Origin of the sequence: Thalassospira australica, assembly GCF_044790785.1 — a bacterium.
Classification (GTDB): Bacteria; Pseudomonadota; Alphaproteobacteria; order Rhodospirillales; family Thalassospiraceae; genus Thalassospira; species Thalassospira australica_A.
On the sequence record NZ_CP085258.1, the window covers coordinates 2,607,609 to 2,627,808 of the forward strand.

Here is a 20,200-nt window from a genome sequence, read left to right on the forward strand (position 1 = left end):
ATGCACAGTCGCCAGGACGTTTATCAGCAGCTTCACGATTACCTTGTCGAACTTTTCGAAGTCCCGGCCGAAGATATCACCCCTGATGCCCGCCTGTTCGAAGACCTTGACCTCGACAGCATCGATGCCGTCGACCTGATCGTCAAATTCCAGGAAATCACCGGCAAGAAAATCCCGGCCATGGAATTCCGGTCTGTCCGCACCGTCGATGACGTCGTCGAGAAGATCCATGACCTGGTCAGCTCCTAAACGGTTCGCGACCATCCTGCTTGCCGTACTGGGTGTCACCTATCCGGTTCTGGTTTATTTCGGCCTGTCCGTCTTTTCCCCGCAGATCATCCTGATCGGCCTTCTGATCATCGTGCTTTTGCGCGCCGTGACATTTGTTTTCGCAAAACGTTATGCCGCCGCCGGTCTTGCGGTTCTGGTCGCAGGCATCGTTACCATCGGCGGCGTTGCAAGCGAACTTCTCGCCATCCGTTTCTATCCGGTAATCGTCAGCCTGACGATGGGATCGGTCTTTACCGTCACGCTCTTTACCGACAAACCGATGGTCGAACGCCTTGCCCGGATGAGGATGCCCGATCTTGACGATTACTCGATTGCCTATACCCGCAAACTGACCAAAATCTGGATCGGGTTCTTTGTCACCAATGCGCTGATTGCGGGCTGGACGGCGCTTTATGCCAATATGGAAATCTGGACGCTGTATAACGGCCTTATTTCCTACATCCTGATGGGCCTATTGTTCATTGGCGAATGGCCGGTCCGGCGCATGCTCCGTGCCCGCCATGACCGCAAAACCGCAAACGGCACGGAATCCCCATGACCGGCTTTATCGAAAACCTGCATGATCCGCAAAACGCCGCCACCGCCCTTTGCATCGAAGGCGACCGGGTATTTCGCGTTGGCGATCTGCGTGCCGATATCGACCGCCTTTGCCCCACCCTGTCCGCATCTTCGCGCATCGCCATTCATTGCCAGTCGGCCCGTCTGTTCCTGATGGCGATCACCGCGGCATGGCGTGCGGGTGCGACCGTAATTTTCCCGGCAACCGACCGTCCGGCCTACCTTGATGGCATTGTCGATCAGTTCGATCTTTATCTGGATGATGCCGCGATCCTCGAAAGACTTGCCACCGCAACCGCCGCAAACACCTGCTGCAACATGACGCTGCCCGCCGCATCCGATTGCCGCGCGGTGTTCTTTACCTCCGGCTCGACCGGGGATGCCAAACCGATCCCTAAAACACTGGCCCTGATCGAAGCCGAGATCGCCATACAGGAACCGCTTTGGCAACCGCACATCCCGCCGGGCGCGCGCATTGTCGGGCTGGTATCCCATCAGCATATCTATGGCCTGATTTTCCGCATCGTCTGGCCGGTGATGACAGGCCGTGTCTTTACTGCCGATCCCGCCCCCTATTGGGAAATGATGCAGGGCGATATCAATACCGGCGATGTCCTGATCACAAGCCCCGCGCACCTCAAAAACCTGCATCCCGATCTGGCCGGTGTGCCGCGCCCATCCCTGATCTTTTCATCGGGTGGCCCGCTTGACCTTGCCGCCGCGACCGAAACCACTGCCATGCTCGGCACCTGCCCGACCGAAATTTACGGCAGCACCGAAACCGGCGGCATCGCCCATCGCCAGCAGACCGGCGACAACTGCCCGTGGCATCCGCTGCCCGGTGTCGACATTGGTCTGAATGATGCCGGATGCCTGCGCGTGCGCGCCGCCCATATCGCGGGCGATGACTGGTATCAGACCGAAGACATCGCAAAGATCGATAACACAACCGGCACCTTCACCCTGCATGGCCGGGCCGACCGGGTGGTCAAGGTCGAAGGCAAACGCATTTCGCTGGGCGCGGTTGAACGCCATCTGCGCCAAAGCCATCTGGTCGAAGACGCCGTTGCCCTGATCCCCGATGATAATGACCGCCGCCTTGGCGTGGTGGCCGTGCTGTCGCCTGCCGGCCGCGATATGCTCGCCGATATCGGGCGGTTTCGCATGGGCCGCCAACTCCGGCGTGAAATCGCCAAATTCGAAGACGACGCAGCCTTGCCGCAACGCTGGCGCTTTGTCGATCAGCTACCATCCGACAGTCAGGGCAAACGTCCGCTTCATTTGCTGCGTGCCCTTTTTGCCGATATGGAACCTCTAACGCCTGAAATCGTTATACAAAATCGCGATGATGACCGCGTCAATCTGGCGCTGCGCCTGCCCACGGATCTGCTTTATTTCCGTGGCCATTTCCCCGGCATGCCGATCCTGCCCGGTGTCGTGCAACTGCACTGGGCCGTGGATCAGGCCGCAACGCTTTTTGATGTCCCGGTCACCATCGGCGAAGTGACACAACTGAAATACCGAAAGCCGATCAAACCCGGCTCGACCGTGATGCTGGAACTTGATTGCGACCGCGACAGTGCGAAAATCAAATTCCGCTATCATTCCGACGCCGAAGGCGATCACAGCTCCGGTATTCTGAAATGGCGCGAGGCTGCCTCATGAAAATCTGTGCCGTCATCCCGACCCATAACCATCATGACGTCCTGGCTGACGTCGTGTCGCGCATCCGCGAATATGATCTGCCGGTGATCATCATTGATGACGGCTCGAACGCGCAAACGCATGATGTTGTGGCCGCCCTGCATGATCCCGAAAATGGCGTCACATGTCAGCACCTGCCCGAAAATGGCGGCAAGGGGGTTGCGGTAATGGCCGGTCTTGCCCTGGCCGAACGCGCCGGTTTCACCCACGCCATTCAGGTCGATGCCGACGGGCAGCATAATCTTGACCGCATTGCCGAAATGATCCGCATCGCCCGCGAAGATCCCGCCGCCCTCATCACCGGGCTGCCGGTCTATGATGACAGCATCCCGCAAAAACGCCGCATCGGGCGCTGGGTATCCCATGTATGGGTCTGGATCGAAACATTATCCACCCACATCCGCGACAGCATGTGCGGCTTTCGCGTGTACCCGGTTTCCGAAAGCCTCGCCGTCTGGCGCGAAGAAGGCTGCGGCCATAAAATGGATTTCGATACCGAACTGATGGTGCGCCTGTATTGGCGCGGTGTCCCCGTCCGCCATGTCCCGACCGAAGTCACATATCCCGAAAACAACACCTCAAACTTCCGCATGTGGAAGGACAATGTCCTGATCACATGGATGCATACCCGCCTGTTTTTCGGTATGCTGGCCCGCCTGCCCGGCTTCATCGCGCGCGGCGGTCGTTTCGGTCCGAAAACCGGTACGGACCGCAATCAAAGCCACTGGGCGGAAATTGACGAACGCGGCATGTATTGGGGCATCCGGTTCCTTGGCATGGTTTATCGCTATGGCGGGCGCAGGCTTTGCATGGTGGTGATGTTTCCGATCATCGCCTATTTCTTTGCCACAGGGCGGATTGCGCGCCGCGCATCGCAGGATTTCCTGACCCGGATTGCCGCCATCACCAATCAACCCAAACCGGGCCTGCGTGACAGTTTCCGCCATTTCATGAATTTCGGCGAAAGCGCGCTGGATAAAATTGCCGCATGGTCGGGCGAAATGAAGATCGACGATCTGGACCTGCCCGATCACGCCGACAGCCTGTTTGCCTATATCCCGCGCGATCAGGCAGTCATCCTGTTCGTATCCCATTTCGGCAATATCGAACTGGTGCGTGCGATTGCCAGCCGCGACCGCGATTTTCGCGTCAATGTGCTGCTGCATCAAAAAAACGCCGCCCGTTTTGGCCGGGTCTTGCAAAAATTCGCCCCCGAAAGTCAGGTCGATCTGATCGAAGTCACCGATATCGGCCCCGATACCGCGATGCTGCTGCGTGAAAAGGTCGAACGCGGCGAATGGATCGTGATTGCCGCCGACCGCGTTGCCATCGGTGCCCGCGATAAATCGGTACGTGTCCCGTTTCTGGGTGATCCGGCCCCCTTCCCGCAGGGGCCGTTTGTTCTGGCCCATCTGCTGCAATGCCCGGTCTATATGGTTGCGGCATGGCGCAATGGGAAACGCTTTGAAATCGCGTGGGAAAAACTGGCCGATAAAATAACCCTGCCGCGCGCCAATCGTACCGGCAAAATCACCGAATATGCCGAACAATATGCGGGCTGGCTTGAAAAGCTTGTTGTTACAAAACCGCTGCAATGGTTCAATTTCTATGACTTCTGGGCGAATAAAAAGGACGACAATGAATAACAGCCGCACCACTGTCCTGTTTGGCGAGGAAAACCTGCGCATCGAAGATATCGTTGCCCTTGCCGAACAACGTGCCCTGCCCGTCCTGTCATCCGACCCGGAATTCACCACGCGCATTCAGGCCGGGGCCGATTTCCTTGATCGGGAATTGCGTGATCACGGCCATATCTATGGTGTCACCACCGGCTATGGCGATTCCGTATCGCGCCGCGTGCCGCCCGAACTGGTCGCCGAACTGCCGCTGCATCTCAGCCGGTTTCACGGCTGCGGCCTTGGCGATATTCTGGCCCCCGATCAGGCGCGCGCCGTCCTTGCCGTCCGCCTCGCATCCCTTTGTACCGGCTATTCCGGTGTCAGCCTTGATCTTCTGCGTCAGCTTGCCGGATTGCTCGAACATGACATCACCCCCCTGATCCCCGAAGAAGGATCGGTGGGCGCCAGCGGCGATCTGACCCCGCTTTCCTATGTGGCCGCCGCCCTGATCGGCGAACGCGACGTGCTGTATCGCGGCCGGAAAATGACCGCCCTTGATGCGCTTGCATCCTCCGGGTTAACGCCGTTAACGCTGCGCCCCAAGGAAGCCCTGGCGATCATGAATGGCACATCGGTCATGACCGCGATGATGTGTCAGGCGTTCGTGCGTGCTGATTACCTTTGCCGCCTGACCGCACGCATCACAGCACTTGCCTCCATCGGGTTGCTCGGCAATCCCGCCCATTTTGACAAACGCCTGTTTGCCGCCAAACCCCATCCGGGGCAGGCCCGCATTGCCGCCTTTATCGAAACCGACCTTGCCGATCTGGGCACCAATTATGCCCCCGCCCGGTTGCAGGACCGCTATTCGCTGCGCTGTGCACCGCATGTCATCGGCGTTCTGGCCGACATGATGCCGACCTTCCGCGCAACGCTTGAAACCGAACTTAATAGCGCCAATGACAACCCGCTGATCGATGTCGAAGGCGAAACCATCCTGCATGGCGGGCATTTCTATGGCGGCCATGTTGCCTTTGTCGCCGATGGCATGAAAACCCTGATCGCCAATCTGGCCGATCTGATGGACCGGCAGATGGCGCTTCTGGTCGATACCAAGTTCAATCACGGCCTGCCATCGAACCTGTCGGGATCGGATGCCAGCCGCGCCTCGATCAATCACGGGCTCAAGGCCGTGCAGATCGGCGTTTCCGCCTGGACGGCAGAGGCATTGAAAAACACCATGCCCGCCAGCGTCTTCTCCCGTTCGACCGAATGCCACAATCAGGACAAGGTCAGCATGGGAACGATTGCCGCCCGCGATTGCCTGCGCATCCTGCAACTGACCGAACAGGTCGCCGCTGCCAACCTGATTGCCGTCAAACAGGCGATCACGCTGCGCCTTAACAACGGTGACATCAAACCGGAACAGCTTGGCAGCGACATCACCGCCTTCCTTGATGCGCTTGGCAATGACATCCCGTTTATCGCCGAAGACGAGCCACTCGAAGCAACCCTTCGCCTTCTGATCGACCGCATTCAATCGCGTCAATGGGCGCTTTATGGCGGGGGTCTGGCATCATGATCAGTGCATCCGTCACCGAAACGGTGCAATTCTATCACCTTGATCCGATGAATGTCGTCTGGCACGGCAATTACGTGCAGTTCTTTGAAAATGCCCGCTGCGCGCTTCTGGATCGGATCGACTACAATTATCCGCAAATGGATGCGTCGGGCTATGTCTGGCCGGTGGTGGATATGCGGGTCAAATATGTCCGCCCCTGCACCTTCGGGCAAAACATCACGATCACCGCGACGCTCCGCGAATATGAAAACCGGCTTAAAATCGACTATCTGGTCAGCGACAGCAAAACCGGTGAAAAACTGACCAAGGGCTTCACCATTCAGGTCGCGGTCGAAAAATCCAGCGGCGAAATGCTCTATCGCAGCCCCGATTTCTTCATCGAAAAGATGGAGGCCCTTGTTTGATCCCGATCCGCCGCCTGATCGCCCCCCTCGCAACCGCCGCCCTGCTGGCCGCAGGCATGACCGGCACCGCACGGGCGGATAATATTCCGGCCCCCTCCACCATCAATCAGGATCAATATCTCGGCGGTTCCTTCACCATGGACCGCCATCTTGACGGCTTTGAAAAACCGCTCACCTCGAACGGTGATTTCGTTCTGTCCCCGACAAAGGGTCTGGTCTGGCGCACGTTGCAACCCTTCCCCGGCACCACAATCCTTGATGATCACGGCATCACCCGGATCGATGATCAGGGCAACCGCGATGAGTTGGCCCGCGGTGATCAGTTCCGCCAGTTTGTCGAACTGATTTCGGCCGTTCTTGCCGGGAACTGGCAACCGCTTGAACAGCGTTTTGACATCGCCAAAGGCACGACCGAAAGTGACGCATGGCAAGTCAGCCTGACGCCCAAAGACGGCAGCACCATCCAAAGCCAGATCACCAAAATCACCGCCACCGGCACAGATTTTGTCGAAAGCGTTCGACTGGAAAAACCGACCGGCGATCATGATGCCATCACCCTTTCCGATCAGGCATTGCAAACCCTGCCCCTGCCGCCCGAATTTGCCGCTCTTCTGACCGGCGCGGCTCAGTAATGGCGTTGCGCGCAACCCTCTGGGCCATGTGCCTGATCGCGATGGCGGTTTTTACCGCGTGGCAATTGCGCGGCGGTCATACCGGGATTGATGCCGATATCCTGTCCCTGATCGGGCAGGAAAATGCCGACCAAAACGGGCCGCAAAGTGACATCGCCACCGTCCGCCATCTGCTGGCAAATGATGGTCGGCAGGTGATCTTCATGCTTTCGCACGCCAACCGCGACACGCTTGAAACCGCCGCCACTGATTTCGCGGACCGGATCGCCGCCCTTGATGGCACGCAGGGCATCACCCTGCCCGGTCACAACAATGATCGCTTCACCGATCTGATGGCGCTTTATAGCCCGCACGCCAACAGCCTGCTATCCCCGTCTGATCGCGAAAAACTGGCAGATGGCGACGCCGAAACCCTTTATCGCCGCGCCATCCAGAACCTCTATTCCCCGGCAACAACGCTCAGCAGCCAGTCGCTGAAACAGGACCCCTTTGCCCTTCTGCCCGCCTTCCTGTCCGACCTTGGTGCCAAGCTTGGCACCGGCAATGACGTGATCACCCGCGACGGGCAATTTTACCTGCCGGTCATGACAAGCCTGTCGCCCGATCTGCGAAGCTCTGGCAACGATCAGAAATGGGTCGCAGATGCCAATACCGCCCTGCAATCCGTCACCGATGCCACACCCGGCCTGAGCACCGCCAAAACCGGCCAGATATTCTTTGCCGTGGCAGAAGCCACCCGCGCGCAATCCGATGTGCAACGCATCGCCATCATCGCGACCATCGGCGTCCTTGTGATGATCGGGCTGGTGTTCTACTCCCCCATCCCGCTTCTGGCCGCCCTTCTGGTCGTCGGCAGCGGCCTTTTGGCAGGCCTTGCCGCCGTGGTCGCGATCTTTCCGGCGATCCATGCGATTGCGCTGGTGTTTGGCGCGACCATGATCGGCATTTCGGTTGATTATGCCCTGCATTACCTTGTGCTGCGCTCCAATCCCGGATCACCCACGGACCGGCTACGTAAAATCAGACCGGGGCTAAGCCTTGGCCTTCTGACATCCGTGATCGGCTTTGGCGCGCTATCGCTCAGCCCCACCCAATTGCTCTCCCAGATCGCGGTTTATTCCGTCGCCGGTCTGGTGGCGGCCTATTCTTCGGTGCTGTTCCTGTTGCCCCTGATCCCGGCCCGCAATGTCCGGGCGTCCTCGCCGATCCGCAAACTGCATGATGGCTTGCAAGTCGCCCTTGGCAAAACATTTGCCCCGATCCGCGTTCGCCTGATCGCAAGTGCCGCCATCATCGTCACCCTTGCCCTTGCGGCCTTCCTGATCCCCGGCAATAACGATATCCGCCAGTTCGGTCACGGCAATGACGCCCTGATAGCGGACGCCGGTAAAATCGCCGATATCCTTGGCCTTGGCGGCAGCCCCGTCTTCCTCCGCATTGACGGGGATGATCCCCAAGCCCGCCTTGAAACCGGCGAAGCAGTACGCGATGCCCTGACACCACTGATCGCCGATAACCGCCTTGGCGGCATGATCGGCCTGTCCGATCTGATCCCCTCGATTACCCGGCAAACCGAAAACCGCGATCTGGTCACAACCGCGCTTTATGATCGCTTTGGCACGGCCCTGTCCGATCAGTTGCCGGTCACTGTCACCGCACCGGACATGGGTGCCGATTACCTTGTCCCCGATGACACCGCGGCAAGGACATTGCCCGAAATCGCCCGCCTGCATTCCAGCAGATCGGACATCATCCGGCTTCGCAACGCCACCGATATCGATGCCATCCGCAACGCCCTTGCCGATATCCAAAACGTCACCCTGATCAACCCACCCATCGCGATCAGCAACCAGTTTGCCGCCTATCGCCTGTGGGCATGGATTGCCTTGGGGGGCGCACTTTGTGTTGCCGCCATCCTCGCGGTTTTACGCTACGGGCTTCAAACCGGCACTTGCGTTTTTGCCGCCCCCGCCGGGGCGATCCTGTTTGCCGTGATGGGCGGTTATGCCTTTGGTATTACCCAAAGCTTCTTTACCACCATGGCGCTGTTTCTGGTCTTTGCCATCGGGGCGGATTATGTGCTGTTTCTGGCCGAAAGCCGCAACGCAACCCATGATGACGACACGCGCCTTGCGGTGTTGCTGTCGCTGATCAGCAGTGTGCTGGCCTTTGGTCTTCTCGCCACATCATCCGTGCCGCTGGTGCGCGATATCGGATCGGTGATTGCAATCGGCCTGATCGGGGCATGGTTCCTTGCCTTCTGGATGACCGCACCAACACATTATAACGCGCAAACCCGACATAAAAGGGAACAAGAATAGTGAGACCCGATTGCGATATCGCCATCATCGGTGCCGGGCCTGCCGGATCGGTCATTGCCAAATTCCTGCATGATGCCGGCATGGCTGTTACCGTGCTCGAAGCCGAAACTTTCCCGCGCTTCGTGATCGGCGAAAGCCTGCTGCCCAATTGCATGAATGTGCTTGAACGTGCCGGGCTTCTGGATGCGGTCGCCGATGCCGGGTTCCAGTTCAAAAACGGTGCCGTCTTCGAATGCGGCCCCCAATATATGTCGATTGATTTCCGCGAAAATTTCGAACCGTCCGATTGCTGGGGCACCACGTTTCAGGTGAAGCGGGCCCGCTTTGACCAGATTCTGGCAACCGAAACCGCCCGCGCCGGGGTCGATATCCGCTTTGGCCATCGCGTCACATCGGCACATCTTTCCGATGGCGATTGCCGCCTTGGCTTCACCGATGAAAACGGCAATCCCGGCGAACTCCGCGCCGGGTTCGTGGTCGATGCCAGCGGCTATGGCCGCGTCCTTCCCCGGATGCTCGGCCTTGCCCGCCCCGGTAAGTCGATTGAACGCCGCGCACTTTTTACCCACATGCGCGATCACATCATCGATCCCGGCTATGACCGCGAAAAAATCCTGATCACGGTGCATCCGACCCGTCATGAAATCTGGTACTGGCTGATCCCGTTTTCCGATGGCACCGCATCCATCGGCGCGATCTATCCCGATAATGATCCGGCCTTTGCCGGCATGTCTGATCAGGACATTTTCAATCAGTTGATCAACGACACACGTCTCGGAAGCCTGCTTTCCAATGCCGAACCGATCCGCGACCTTAATTCCATCGCCGGATATAGCGCACAATCGGAAAAACTTTTTGGCGATGGTTATGTGCTGCTTGGCAATTCGGCGGGCTTCCTTGATCCGGTCTTTTCATCGGGTGTCACCATCGCCATGCATTCCGCCGAACTGGCCGCCAAGGCCTTGATCGCGCGTCATAATGGCAAGTCTGTTGACTGGAACCTGGATTTCGCCGCCCCGCTGTCAAAGGGGGTCGATACGTTCCGATCCTATGTCGATGCATGGTATGATGGACGGTTACAGACGATTATTTTCAATCAGCCCGATGACGATTCACAACTGAAACGTATGGTCGTATCGATCCTTGCAGGTTATGCATGGAATATGGAAAACCCGCTGGTCGCCAAAACCGAACGCTATCTTGAGATGTTGCACGATCTATGCGCTCCGTCGTCGTAAAAACCCTTGTCGCTGGCATGCTTGCCACAGGTCTGAGCGCCTGTGAAACAATGAACATGCCCGATCTGTCGATGCCCGACTTTTCCCTGCCCGATGTCTTTACATCGGCCCCGGCACAGACCGTGATGCTTGACGAGGGCTATGAATTCACCCTGCCCGAACAGCCATGGACCAATGATGACGCCATCGACGTCACCCAGCAGGTCACGGCAAACTGGCAAACCGCCAACAGCAGCGAAACCGGAACCGGCACCTTTCAGGCCCGCCTGTCCCTTGAACGCGATCACGCCCGCATCGTCATGATCGATGATCTGGGCCGTCGCGCGATTGATATCGACTGGACGCCCGATGCCCTGTCGGTCCAAACCGCAGACTGGCTGCCCGCAACGCTTGATGCCAAACGCATGCTGGCCGATATCGTCATGGTCTATTGGCCGCTCGATATCGTGCGCGATGCCCTGCCGGGCAATATGTCGATCCGCGAAACCATGGGCGAAAGGATGCTTCGCATGGATAACAGTGGCCGCGCCTATGCCCGGATTGAACGCCCGATCCGCGATGTCTGGCAGGGTGTGGCGAAGCTTCGCAATGAACGGTTCGGCTATGCCATCACGATCCAATCGAAACGGACGGAACCGTCATCATGACGCCGGGTTCGCTCTATCTTTCCGCCCTTGGCATCGTATCGGCCCTTGGCAGCGGGATCGATGAAAGCCGCGCGACCCTGTTTGGCAATCGCCCGGCAGACATGATCGCGCGAGATGGCTTCCTGCCCGATCGCACCACGATCCTTGGCACTGTCGCGCATGATCCCGAACCACTGCCAGATCCCCTTGCCCGCCACGATACCCGCAACAACCGCCTGCTTTGGGCCGCAACCCGGCAGATCGAAACCGATATCACCAATCTGATCGCCGATATCGGCCGCGACCGGATCGGTGTCATCATGGGCACCAGCACATCGGGCATCGAAGAAGGCACAAGCGATTACGAAGCCGCCCTTGATGGCGGGGCCTTTCCCGAAACGTTTGTGTATAGCCATCAGGAAATCGGATCACCCGCCGATTTCCTGCGCGATGCCTTTGATCTTGGCGGACCGTCTTACGCAATTTCGACGGCATGTTCATCAAGTGCCAAGGCCTTCGCCGCCGGGGCGCGCCTGATCAATGCCGGGCTGTGCGATGCGGTTCTGGTTGGCGGCGCCGATAGCCTCTGCCGCCTGACCGTGCGCGGTTTTGATGCCCTGCAATCGGTTTCAAACGGCATCTGCAACCCCATGAGCATCAATCGCGACGGCATCAATATCGGCGAAGGGGCCGCGATCTTCATCCTGCGCCGCGATGCGCATCCGGGTGCGGGCGCGATTGAACTTTTGGGGGTCGGTGAAAGCTCCGACGCCCATCATCCCAACGCCCCGCATCCCGATGGCCGGGGGGCCGCCATGGCAATGCAAAACGCGCTGGCAAACGCCAGCCTCACCCCCGCCGACATCGCCTATATCAATCTGCACGGCACCGCGACCCCGCTTAATGACGGCATGGAGGCACGTGCGGTCTGCGATGTTCTCGGCGCCAACGTCCCGGCAAGCTCCACCAAACCGATGACCGGTCATACGCTGGGTGCTGCGGGCGCCATCGAAGCCGCGATGCTGTGGCTATCGCTTTGCGATGCCGCCAATGGTGCGCCCCTGCCGCGTCATATCTGGGACGGTGCATCTGATCCCGAAATTCCCGATATCAATCTGGTGACCAAGCCGGGCACCAGATTGCCACCCGCGGATCGGTTGGCAATGATGAGCAACTCGTTTGCCTTTGGCGGCAGCAACGTCTCGGTCATTCTTGGCCGGGGCTGGAACCGGGGGGACCGCGCATGAATGCGTCTGTAAAACCCGCCTTCCCACCCGTCGAAACACTGGTGCCCCATGCCGCACCCATGCTTCTGATCGACCGCGTTCTGAATGCCGACGCCGAAAGCCTGACGGCAGAGGTCCACATCACCAAGGACAGCCTGTTCTTCACCCCCACGCACGGCGTCCCCGCCTATGTCGGGATCGAATATATCGCACAGTCGGTCGCCGCCTATAGCGGCTGGCGCGCCCAATCGGCGGCCCCCGGCACAGCACCCAAAATCGGTTATCTGCTCGGCACGCGCAAAATGACCATGGCGTGCGATGGCTTTGCCGATGGCGATGTGCTTGTCGTCCATGTGAAAAACATTTTCGAAGACGGCGAAATGGGTGTGTTTGACGGCGAGGTTCGCAAAGGTGACGAAACCCTTGTGACCGCCCGCATCAATGTCTATCAGCCAGACGACACCGCAGAAACCCCAACCAGCAACCAAGAAACGACAAAGCCATGACAGAAACCATTCTGGTAACAGGTGCCAGCAAGGGGATCGGTGCCGCCACCGCGCGCCGTCTTGCAAGGGACGGTTTTGATATCATCGTCCATTATCATTCCGATCAAACCGGTGCCGAAGCCGTCCGTGATGACATCATTGCCCTTGGCCGCAATGCCCGCCTGATCCGGTTCGATATCGCTGACCGCGACGCGACGCGCACCGCAATCGAGGCCGACATTGCCGATCATGGCGCGCCCTATGGTGTGATCCTCAATGCCGGGCTGACCCGCGATGGACCGTTTCCCGCCCTTGAAGACGACGATTGGGATCGGGTTCTGCACACCAATCTGGATGGCTTTTACAATGTGATCAAACCGCTGATCATGCCGATCATTCAACGGCGCAAGGGCGGGCGGATCGTTGCGCTCACCTCCATCGCCGGGATCGCTGGCAATCGCGGGCAGGTCAATTATGCGGCATCAAAGGCCGGGATCATCGGGGCGGTCAAATCACTCGCCCTTGAACTCGCCAAACGCAAAATCACCGTCAATGCCGTCGCCCCCGGCGTGATCGAAACCCAGATGACCGGCGACCTGCCCGCGGACGAGGTCAAGGCGATGATCCCGATGCGCCGTTACGGCACAACGGATGAAGTCGCGGGCACCATCGCATTTCTGTGCAGCCCCGATGCGTCCTACATCACGCGCCAGGTCATCAGTGTGAATGGGGGCATGCTATGAGCAACACCACCTCCACCCGCCGCGTGGTCGTCACCGGCATGGCGGGCATCACCGCCCTTGGTGATAATTGGGAAACCATTTCATCGCGCATGGCGGCGGGTGAAACCGGCATCCGGCGCATGGATGACTGGGATGGCAAATATGATCTGCGCACCCGCCTTGCCGCCCCGGTGCAGGATTTCACGCTCAAGGGCAAATTCAGCCGCAAACAGCTCCGCAGCATGGGCCGTGTTGCCCAGATGTCGGTCGATGCCACCGACAAGGCATTGGAAATGGCGGGTCTGCGTGACGATACCGCGATCCTGCAGGGTGGGCGTCTTGGCATTGCCTATGGCTCATCCTTCGGAAGCACCCCGCCCGTTCTCGGTTTCACCCGCCTGATGGAACATGGCGACAGCAACGCCATCACCGCCACCAGCTACATCCAGATGATGAGCCACACCGCTGCCGTCAATATCGGCGTGCTCTATGGCATTTCCGGGCGCATCATCCCGACCTCGACCGCCTGCACATCGGGCAGCATGGGGATCGGATATGCGTATGAGGCAATCAAATTCGGCATGCAGGATCTGATGATCGCCGGCGGGGCGGAGGAACTCTGCCCCACCATGGTCGCCGTATTCGATACCCTGTTTGCCACCAGTACCAGTAACGACGCCCCGGAACTCTCCCCGCGTCCCTATGATGCAAGGCGCGATGGTCTGGTAATCGGCGAAGGGGCCGGAACGCTTATTCTGGAAGAATATGAACACGCCAAGGCCCGCGGGGCCAAGATTTACGGCGAAATCGTCGGCTTCGCCAGCAATTCCGACGGCGCGCACATCACCCAACCCGCAGCGGACAAAATGGAAGTCGCCCTTCGCCAGTCGCTTGAAAGTGCCGGGCTGTCGCCATCCGATATCGATATCGTCAACGGCCACGGCACCGCCACCGATCATGGCGACCTTGCCGAAAGCAGGGCGACCCGTGCCGTCTTTGACCGCGCCATTCCGATCCACACGCTCAAGGGCCATTTCGGCCATAGCCTCGGCGCATGTGGTGCCATCGAGGCATGGCTTGGCCTTGAAATGATGCGCGAAGGCAAATTTGTCGCCACCGCCAATCTTGAACAGGTCGATCCCGATTGCGCCGAACTTGATTACATCTTTGGCGACGCCAGAAACCTTTCGGCCGAACATATGATGAGCAACAATTTCGCCTTTGGCGGTATCAACACGTCCCTGATCTTCCGGCAAATCTAGGGTTGCCCATCACAACAAAAACCCCGGCATCTGCCGGGGTTTTGCGTTTCAGGCGGCGTTCTTGTCCGCCGGGATCGATGCCGTCGCCTCGATCTCGATCAAGGCCTCGTCTTCGACAAGCGCACTGACGACAACCATCGTCATCGCCGGGAAATTCTTGCCAAGCACCCGGCGATAGGCCTCGCCAACCTCGCGCTGTTTCGCAAGATATTCCTTCTTGTCGACCACATACCATGTCAGCCGCGTCAAATGCTCCGGCCCGCCACCGGCGGCCTCCAGCACATCGACGATATTACGCAACGCCTGTTCCATCTGACCGACGAAATCCTTGGCGACAAAGACCTGATCAGCGTTCCAGCCGATCTGCCCGCCGATATAAAGCGGCACCCCGTCGGCCAGCACGCCATTTGCGTAACCCTTGGGCGGTTTCCATCCGTCTGGCTGAATGATTTTATGCATCTTTTTCTACCATTTCATTGATTTCGTTGTCGATTTTGGCACGCAAATCATCGGGCCACGGCACCGATTTACCGGCACCTCTTCTGGTAAACACCAGCGTCGCTGTCATCGAAAGGCGTTGCTCGTCGCCACAGACAGCCGTGATTTCAAGATCAAGGCTCGACCGCCCCAACCGTTTGGGCACCAGCCGGAATTCAAGCATCTCGCCAAGGCGGCTTGGCGCATTAAACGCAATCTGAAGCCCGGCGGTCGGCACCGCCACCTCGTCCACCCCATGCATCTGTGCAAAGCTGAACCCGATGCGATCCTCGAACCATTCTTCGACCGTCGCATTGATCATTTCGAAATAGCGCGGATAAAAAACGATCCCCGCCGGGTCGCAATGCTGAAACAGGACTTTCTGGGCATAGGTGAATGTCGTCATCTCACACCCCCAGATACCGGTCGGCAAGCTCGTCACTCAGTTCATCCACCGCCCCCGTCCATGCGGTAACGCCCTTTTCGACGACCACATAACGGTCCGCAACACCGGATAATTCCTTCAATGACTTGTCAACGACAAGGATCGACAACCCCGATTGCTTCAACCGGTTGATCGCAGCCCAAATCTCTTGGCGCACCACCGGCGCCAGCCCCTCGGTCGCTTCGTCAAGGATCAGAAGCCTTGGGTTGGTCATCAATGCCCGACCAATGGCAAGCATCTGCTGCTCCCCACCCGAAAGCGTCATCGCCTTCTGGTCGCGCCGCTCGGCAAGCCGTGGGAATAAATCCGCCACCCGGTCAAAATCCCATTCCCCGGCCCGTGCGGCTGCCATCAGGTTTTCCATCACGGTCAATCGGGCAAAGCACCGCCGCCCTTCGGGGACAAGCCCGATGCCAAGGCGTGCGGCCTTGTGCGATGGCAGTTTCGCAAGATCGGTATCGGCAAAGCGGACCTCCCCATCCCGGTGACTCATCATCCGGCAGATGGTCTTGATCGTCGTGGTCTTGCCCATGCCGTTGCGCCCCATAAGTGCAACCGCCTCGCCCTCGTTCACGATCAGATCCACGCCGAACAATGCCTGCGACGCACCATAAAAGGCGGTGATGCCCGATACTTCCATAAGTACGCTCATGATCAGGCCTCCTCCCCCAAGTACGCCCGCTTGACGTCCGCATTCCCGCGAATATCGTCAACCGTGCCGGTCGCAATCACCCGCCCATAGACCAGAACCGAAATCCGGTCGGCCAGCGCAAAAACCGCGTCCATATCATGTTCGACCAGAAGGATCGGCGCTTCTGCCCGCAACCCGTCAAGGAAGCCCGTCAGGCGTTTCGATCCTTCCGGCCCCATGCCCGCCATCGGCTCGTCCAGCAAAAAGGCACGCGGCTTAAGTGCTAACGCCACCGCCATTTCAAGCTGCCTGCGTTCGCCGTGTGAAATGTCGGCCGCCCGCATCTGGGCCCGGTCGGCAAGCCCGACCCGCTCCAGCTGCGCCATCGCCGGTTCAATCAACGACGCATCGCTTAACACCGGCCTGAAAAACCGGAAGATTTTCCCGCTGACCGATTGCTGCGCCAGAACCACGTTCTGAAGCACCGAAAATTCCGGCATAAGCGATGACACCTGAAATGTCCGCGCCAACCCCATGCGGGATCGTTCCACCGCATCCAGATCATTGATATCGCGCCCGGCAAAGCGGATGTCGCCGCTATCGGGTTTGATCTCGCCTGCGATCTGCTTGATCAGGGTGGATTTCCCCGCCCCGTTCGGCCCGATCAGGGCATGGATTTCACCGGGGAAAAGGTCCAGCGACACATTGTCACTCGCCAGCAACGCCCCGAACTGCTTGGTGACATTCGATAGGGAAAGAATGACTTCAGGCATGTTTGCGCTCCCCCGCCAGAAGGCCGATCAGGCCACCGCGTGCAAACAGCACCACCACCAGCAACAGAATACCCAGCGGCAATTGCCAATATTCGAACATGCCGCCCAGAAGATGTTCCAGAATGATGTAAAGTGCCGCCCCGGCAACCGGGCCAAACAGCCGCCCGACCCCGCCAAGAATGACAAACACCATGATTTCGCCCGACATATGCCACGACAGCATCGACGGGCTGACAAACCGGTTCAGATCGGCATAAAGCGCGCCGGCCCATGCGGTAATCATCGCCGAAATCACAAACGCCACCAGCCGCACCCGGAACGGCGCAATGCCAATCGCCATCATCCGCTGGCCATTTTGCCGCGCCCCGTGCAGGGCCAATCCAAACCGCGACCGGATCAGCACCGCCGAAAATGCCAGTGTAATCCCCAGCATTGCCGCGCACAGCCCAAAGAAGCTGATCGGATCAAGCGTGTTCAGGCCCGGAAAGCCGTTGCGCACATAGATCGAAAGCCCGTCTTCCCCGCCATAGGCCGGCCAGGAAATCGCGAAATAATAAATCATCTGCGCAAAGGCCAGCGTGATCATGATGAAATAAACCCCGCTGGTCCGAAGCGTGATCGCCCCGATCAGAAGGGCGACCAGCGCGGATGCGATCAATGCCACGATCCAGATGACAATCATCTGCGTGCTGCCGTTGATTTCAAACGGCGCCGTCATGATCGGCTCGTAATTCAGCGCATGGCTGGCAAGGATACCGGCGGCATAGCCCCCGATCCCGAAAAATGCCGCATGGCCAAACGAGACAAGCCCGCCAAAGCCAAGCGCGATATTAAGCCCGACCCCCGCCATGCCAAGGATCGCAACCTTGGTCGCAAGGGTGATGATAAACGTCTCGCCCGTGATCTGTGCGATCACCGGCACCGCAATCAGCAACGCGGCCAGAACAATATTAAGGATGGTTTCGCGGTTCATGCTCATATCAGGCTTCCGTCCCGAACAAACCGCTTGGCCGCAGGAAAAGCACCAGCGCCATAACGATATAAATCAGCATCGATGCAAGCGCGGACCCAATCGCCGTCGCACTTGCCGGATCGAAAAATGCCTCGAACCCGATGGGCAGCAAAAACCGCCCCATCGTGTCGGTAAAGCCGACCAGTAACGATCCGACAAGCGCGCCCTTGATCGACCCGATCCCGCCAATCACAATCACAACGAATGCAAGGATCAGAACCGGCTCGCCCATGCCGACCTGAACCGATTGCGTCGTGCCGACAAACGCACCCGCCAACCCAGCCAGGGCCGCACCCAGCGCAAAAACAATCGTGTAAAGCCGGTCGATATTGATCCCCAGTGCGGCAATCATTTCACGGTCGGCTTCCCCGGCGCGAATGCGCGTGCCAAGCCGCGTCTTGCCGATCAGGGCAAAAAGACCGGCGGCAACCGCCAGCCCCGCCGCAATAATCGCCAGCCGGAAAACCGGATATTGCGCCCCGCCGGGCAAAACAACCGTGCCCGACAGCATATCGGGAACATTTAAAAACAGCGGGAAGGAGCCGAAAATCCACCGGGTGCCTTCGGAAAAAATAAGAATAAGCGCAAATGTCGCCAGCACCTGGTCAAGGTGATCGCGTTTATAAAGCCTGCGGATCACCAGCATCTCAACCAGCGCCCCGGCAAGCGCGGCTGCCATCAGGCTGGCGACAAGGCCAAGCCAGAACGACCCCGTCCACGCCGCCACCGCCGCGCACGCAAACGCGCCCACCATATAAAGCGACCCGTGCGCCAGATTGATCAGCCCCATGACACCAAAAACAAGCGTCAGACCCGACGCCATCAGAAACAGCATGACCCCCGACTGAAGGCCGTTCAGAAGCTGCTCCAGAAATAAAGAAAACATAAAGGAAAACTCCGTCGCAAGATGGCGGGCATCGGCCCCGGAAACCGGGCACCAATGCCCGCCGAACCTGCCAGTCTATGAAACAGACTTCGTCGTTACATCGCACATTCCGACGCATAGGCATCGGCATGATCGGTCAATGCGGTGCCAACAATCTTGTTGGTCAGCACGTCGCCTTCCTTCACCACTTCACGAACATAAATGTCCTGGATCGGGTGCTGGTTCGGGCCAAAGATGAATTTGCCGCGCACCGAATTGAAATCAGCCGCCCGCAACGCGTCACGGAACGCATCCTTGTCATTGACGTCGGCCTTTTCCATCGCCGACAGCAGCAGGTTGGCCGTATCAAACCCGTATGATGCATAGATCGACGGCAGGCGGTCATATTCCGCCTGGAAGGTCTCGACAAACGCCTTGTTGGTGTCGTTGTCGATGTCTTTGGACCAGTTGGCGGTGTTCTTGATGCCAATTGCCGCATCACCAATCGCGCCAAGGATACCCTGATCAAGCGAGAATGCCGGCCCGATCAGCGGAATATCCACACCCGACTGCGCGTACTGTTTCATGAACGCAATGCCCATGCCGCCCGGCAGGAAGAAGAACACGCTATCCGCACCCGATGCACGGATCTGCGCGATTTCGGCGGCATAGTCGGTCTGACCAAGTTTGGTATAAACCTCGCCCGATACATCCCCCAGATAGAACCGCTTGAACCCGGCGATAGAATCCTTGCCCGCCGGATAGTTCGGGGCCATCACAAAGGTTTTCTCGTAACCGGCACTGGTCGCATAACCGCCTGCGGCTTCATGCAAATTGTCGTTCTGGTACGAAACGCTGAAGTAATTCTTGTTGCAGCCCTTGCCCGCCAATTGCGACGGTGCGGCATTGACCGAAAGATAAAACTTGTCCTGTGCCACCGCCGACGGCACAACCGCCATCGCCAGGTTCGACCAGATAATACCGGTCAGAACATCGACCTTCTCGCTCTGGATCATTTTATCGGCAAGCTGAACCGCGATATCGGGTTTCTGCTGATCGTCCTCGATCACAACCGTCAGGTCCGGGTTGTTCGCCTGCTTGACCGCCAGCATGAAACCATCGCGCGCATCAATGCCAAGCCCCGCACCGCCCCCCGAAAGGGTCGTGATCATGCCCACCTTGACCGGCTCGGCCTGTGCCGCCCCTGCCATCAAAAGCGCAGCCAAAGCTGCAATTGTCGTCTTAGTGCCCTTCATCAAAGCCTCCGTGTTTATATGTTTTTATCTACTCAGCAACACGTTGATCCCGCGACTTTTTCTATCGTCTG

The 20,200-nt window shown here is 58.6% G+C and carries 21 protein-coding genes; 14 read left to right on the forward strand and 7 right to left on the reverse strand.

Features of this window, described 5'->3' with window-relative positions; all coding sequences use genetic code 11:
* The 14 genes from LG297_RS12315 to LG297_RS12380 are packed head-to-tail and all read left to right on the forward strand — an operon-like array spanning position 1 to position 14,670.
* On the forward strand, positions 1 to 249 hold the full coding sequence (locus LG297_RS12315; protein WP_404420638.1) for an acyl carrier protein: 249 nt from the start codon (positions 1 to 3) through the stop codon (positions 247 to 249).
* Complete coding sequence (locus LG297_RS12320) at positions 230 to 829, forward strand: hypothetical protein (protein WP_404420640.1); 600 nt, start codon at positions 230 to 232, stop codon at positions 827 to 829. The genes LG297_RS12315 and LG297_RS12320 overlap by 20 nt, the downstream gene beginning before the upstream one ends.
* Positions 826 to 2,514, forward strand: coding sequence for an AMP-binding protein (locus LG297_RS12325; protein WP_404420642.1), 1,689 nt, complete (start codon positions 826 to 828; stop codon positions 2,512 to 2,514). Before LG297_RS12320 ends, LG297_RS12325 begins: the two co-directional genes overlap by 4 nt.
* The gene (locus LG297_RS12330) at positions 2,511 to 4,199 is read left to right on the forward strand and encodes a glycosyltransferase family 2 protein (protein WP_404420644.1); all 1,689 of its coding nucleotides are present in this window, start codon (positions 2,511 to 2,513) and stop codon (positions 4,197 to 4,199) included. The genes LG297_RS12325 and LG297_RS12330 overlap by 4 nt, the downstream gene beginning before the upstream one ends.
* Positions 4,192 to 5,754, forward strand: a complete 1,563-nt coding sequence (gene hutH, locus LG297_RS12335; RefSeq protein ID WP_404420646.1) for a histidine ammonia-lyase — start codon at positions 4,192 to 4,194, stop codon at positions 5,752 to 5,754. The genes LG297_RS12330 and hutH overlap by 8 nt, the downstream gene beginning before the upstream one ends.
* Positions 5,751 to 6,158: a thioesterase family protein gene (locus tag LG297_RS12340; RefSeq protein WP_085645993.1), complete on the forward strand. Its 408-nt coding sequence runs from the start codon at positions 5,751 to 5,753 to the stop codon at positions 6,156 to 6,158. Before hutH ends, LG297_RS12340 begins: the two co-directional genes overlap by 4 nt.
* Positions 6,155 to 6,790 (forward strand): outer membrane lipoprotein carrier protein LolA, encoded by a 636-nt coding sequence (locus tag LG297_RS12345; RefSeq protein WP_404420649.1) that lies wholly within the window; start codon positions 6,155 to 6,157, stop codon positions 6,788 to 6,790. The genes LG297_RS12340 and LG297_RS12345 overlap by 4 nt, the downstream gene beginning before the upstream one ends.
* A complete protein-coding gene (locus tag LG297_RS12350) occupies positions 6,790 to 9,111 on the forward strand; it encodes an MMPL family transporter (protein ID WP_404420651.1) in 2,322 nt (773 codons plus the stop codon). Before LG297_RS12345 ends, LG297_RS12350 begins: the two co-directional genes overlap by 1 nt.
* The gene (locus LG297_RS12355) at positions 9,111 to 10,349 is read left to right on the forward strand and encodes an NAD(P)/FAD-dependent oxidoreductase (RefSeq protein WP_404420653.1); all 1,239 of its coding nucleotides are present in this window, start codon (positions 9,111 to 9,113) and stop codon (positions 10,347 to 10,349) included. Before LG297_RS12350 ends, LG297_RS12355 begins: the two co-directional genes overlap by 1 nt.
* Positions 10,331 to 10,996: a DUF3261 domain-containing protein gene (locus LG297_RS12360; protein WP_404420655.1), complete on the forward strand. Its 666-nt coding sequence runs from the start codon at positions 10,331 to 10,333 to the stop codon at positions 10,994 to 10,996. The genes LG297_RS12355 and LG297_RS12360 overlap by 19 nt, the downstream gene beginning before the upstream one ends.
* Entirely contained in the window at positions 10,993 to 12,222 is a 1,230-nt protein-coding gene (locus LG297_RS12365) for a beta-ketoacyl-[acyl-carrier-protein] synthase family protein (protein ID WP_404420657.1), read from the forward strand. The genes LG297_RS12360 and LG297_RS12365 overlap by 4 nt, the downstream gene beginning before the upstream one ends.
* Positions 12,219 to 12,707, forward strand: coding sequence for a hypothetical protein (locus LG297_RS12370; RefSeq protein WP_404420659.1), 489 nt, complete (start codon positions 12,219 to 12,221; stop codon positions 12,705 to 12,707). Before LG297_RS12365 ends, LG297_RS12370 begins: the two co-directional genes overlap by 4 nt.
* Positions 12,704 to 13,429, forward strand: coding sequence for a 3-oxoacyl-ACP reductase FabG (gene fabG / locus LG297_RS12375; RefSeq protein WP_404420661.1), 726 nt, complete (start codon positions 12,704 to 12,706; stop codon positions 13,427 to 13,429). Before LG297_RS12370 ends, fabG begins: the two co-directional genes overlap by 4 nt.
* A complete protein-coding gene (locus tag LG297_RS12380; RefSeq protein ID WP_404420663.1) occupies positions 13,426 to 14,670 on the forward strand; it encodes a beta-ketoacyl-ACP synthase in 1,245 nt (414 codons plus the stop codon). The genes fabG and LG297_RS12380 overlap by 4 nt, the downstream gene beginning before the upstream one ends.
* 48 nt (positions 14,671 to 14,718) lie before the next feature.
* On the opposite strand, the gene LG297_RS12385 is transcribed toward LG297_RS12380, so the two are convergent.
* The 7 genes from LG297_RS12385 to LG297_RS12415 all read right to left on the reverse strand — a co-directional run bounded on the left by LG297_RS12385 (position 14,719) and on the right by LG297_RS12415 (position 20,129).
* Positions 14,719 to 15,129 carry a RidA family protein gene (locus LG297_RS12385; RefSeq protein WP_404420665.1) on the reverse strand — a complete coding sequence of 137 codons (411 nt, stop codon included), beginning with the start codon at positions 15,127 to 15,129 and terminating at the stop codon, positions 14,719 to 14,721.
* Complete coding sequence (locus tag LG297_RS12390; RefSeq protein ID WP_247795289.1) at positions 15,122 to 15,553, reverse strand: thioesterase family protein; 432 nt, start codon at positions 15,551 to 15,553, stop codon at positions 15,122 to 15,124. Before LG297_RS12390 ends, LG297_RS12385 begins: the two co-directional genes overlap by 8 nt.
* 1 nt (position 15,554) lies before the next feature.
* Entirely contained in the window at positions 15,555 to 16,244 is a 690-nt protein-coding gene (locus tag LG297_RS12395; protein ID WP_404420667.1) for an ABC transporter ATP-binding protein, read from the reverse strand.
* A gap of 2 nt (positions 16,245 to 16,246) precedes the next feature.
* Positions 16,247 to 16,996 (reverse strand): ABC transporter ATP-binding protein, encoded by a 750-nt coding sequence (locus tag LG297_RS12400; RefSeq protein WP_404420669.1) that lies wholly within the window; start codon positions 16,994 to 16,996, stop codon positions 16,247 to 16,249.
* The gene (locus LG297_RS12405; protein WP_404420671.1) at positions 16,989 to 17,975 is read right to left on the reverse strand and encodes a branched-chain amino acid ABC transporter permease; all 987 of its coding nucleotides are present in this window, start codon (positions 17,973 to 17,975) and stop codon (positions 16,989 to 16,991) included. The genes LG297_RS12400 and LG297_RS12405 overlap by 8 nt, the downstream gene beginning before the upstream one ends.
* Before the next feature lies 1 nt (position 17,976).
* A complete protein-coding gene (locus tag LG297_RS12410) occupies positions 17,977 to 18,894 on the reverse strand; it encodes a branched-chain amino acid ABC transporter permease (protein ID WP_404420673.1) in 918 nt (305 codons plus the stop codon).
* Between the two features lie 95 nt (positions 18,895 to 18,989).
* Positions 18,990 to 20,129: an ABC transporter substrate-binding protein gene (locus tag LG297_RS12415; RefSeq protein ID WP_097053467.1), complete on the reverse strand. Its 1,140-nt coding sequence runs from the start codon at positions 20,127 to 20,129 to the stop codon at positions 18,990 to 18,992.
* Between the last annotated feature and the right edge of the window lie 71 nt (positions 20,130 to 20,200).

Coding starts and splice junctions, on each gene's coding strand:
- LG297_RS12410 (WP_404420673.1), bottom strand. CDS start 18,894: ATGTTTTCTTTATTTCTGGAGCAGCTTCTGAACGGCCTTCAGTCGGGG.
- LG297_RS12330 (WP_404420644.1), top strand. CDS start 2,511: ATGAAAATCTGTGCCGTCATCCCGACCCATAACCATCATGACGTCCTG.
- LG297_RS12360 (WP_404420655.1), top strand. CDS start 10,331: ATGCGCTCCGTCGTCGTAAAAACCCTTGTCGCTGGCATGCTTGCCACA.
- LG297_RS12320 (WP_404420640.1), top strand. CDS start 230: ATGACCTGGTCAGCTCCTAAACGGTTCGCGACCATCCTGCTTGCCGTA.
- LG297_RS12365 (WP_404420657.1), top strand. CDS start 10,993: ATGACGCCGGGTTCGCTCTATCTTTCCGCCCTTGGCATCGTATCGGCC.
- LG297_RS12390 (WP_247795289.1), bottom strand. CDS start 15,553: ATGACGACATTCACCTATGCCCAGAAAGTCCTGTTTCAGCATTGCGAC.
- LG297_RS12415 (WP_097053467.1), bottom strand. CDS start 20,129: ATGAAGGGCACTAAGACGACAATTGCAGCTTTGGCTGCGCTTTTGATG.
- LG297_RS12395 (WP_404420667.1), bottom strand. CDS start 16,244: ATGAGCGTACTTATGGAAGTATCGGGCATCACCGCCTTTTATGGTGCG.
- LG297_RS12380 (WP_404420663.1), top strand. CDS start 13,426: ATGAGCAACACCACCTCCACCCGCCGCGTGGTCGTCACCGGCATGGCG.
- LG297_RS12315 (WP_404420638.1), top strand. CDS start 1: ATGCACAGTCGCCAGGACGTTTATCAGCAGCTTCACGATTACCTTGTC.
- LG297_RS12405 (WP_404420671.1), bottom strand. CDS start 17,975: ATGAGCATGAACCGCGAAACCATCCTTAATATTGTTCTGGCCGCGTTG.
- LG297_RS12370 (WP_404420659.1), top strand. CDS start 12,219: ATGAATGCGTCTGTAAAACCCGCCTTCCCACCCGTCGAAACACTGGTG.
- LG297_RS12385 (WP_404420665.1), bottom strand. CDS start 15,129: ATGCATAAAATCATTCAGCCAGACGGATGGAAACCGCCCAAGGGTTAC.
- fabG (WP_404420661.1), top strand. CDS start 12,704: ATGACAGAAACCATTCTGGTAACAGGTGCCAGCAAGGGGATCGGTGCC.
- LG297_RS12400 (WP_404420669.1), bottom strand. CDS start 16,996: ATGCCTGAAGTCATTCTTTCCCTATCGAATGTCACCAAGCAGTTCGGG.
- LG297_RS12350 (WP_404420651.1), top strand. CDS start 6,790: ATGGCGTTGCGCGCAACCCTCTGGGCCATGTGCCTGATCGCGATGGCG.
- hutH (WP_404420646.1), top strand. CDS start 4,192: ATGAATAACAGCCGCACCACTGTCCTGTTTGGCGAGGAAAACCTGCGC.
- LG297_RS12325 (WP_404420642.1), top strand. CDS start 826: ATGACCGGCTTTATCGAAAACCTGCATGATCCGCAAAACGCCGCCACC.
- LG297_RS12340 (WP_085645993.1), top strand. CDS start 5,751: ATGATCAGTGCATCCGTCACCGAAACGGTGCAATTCTATCACCTTGAT.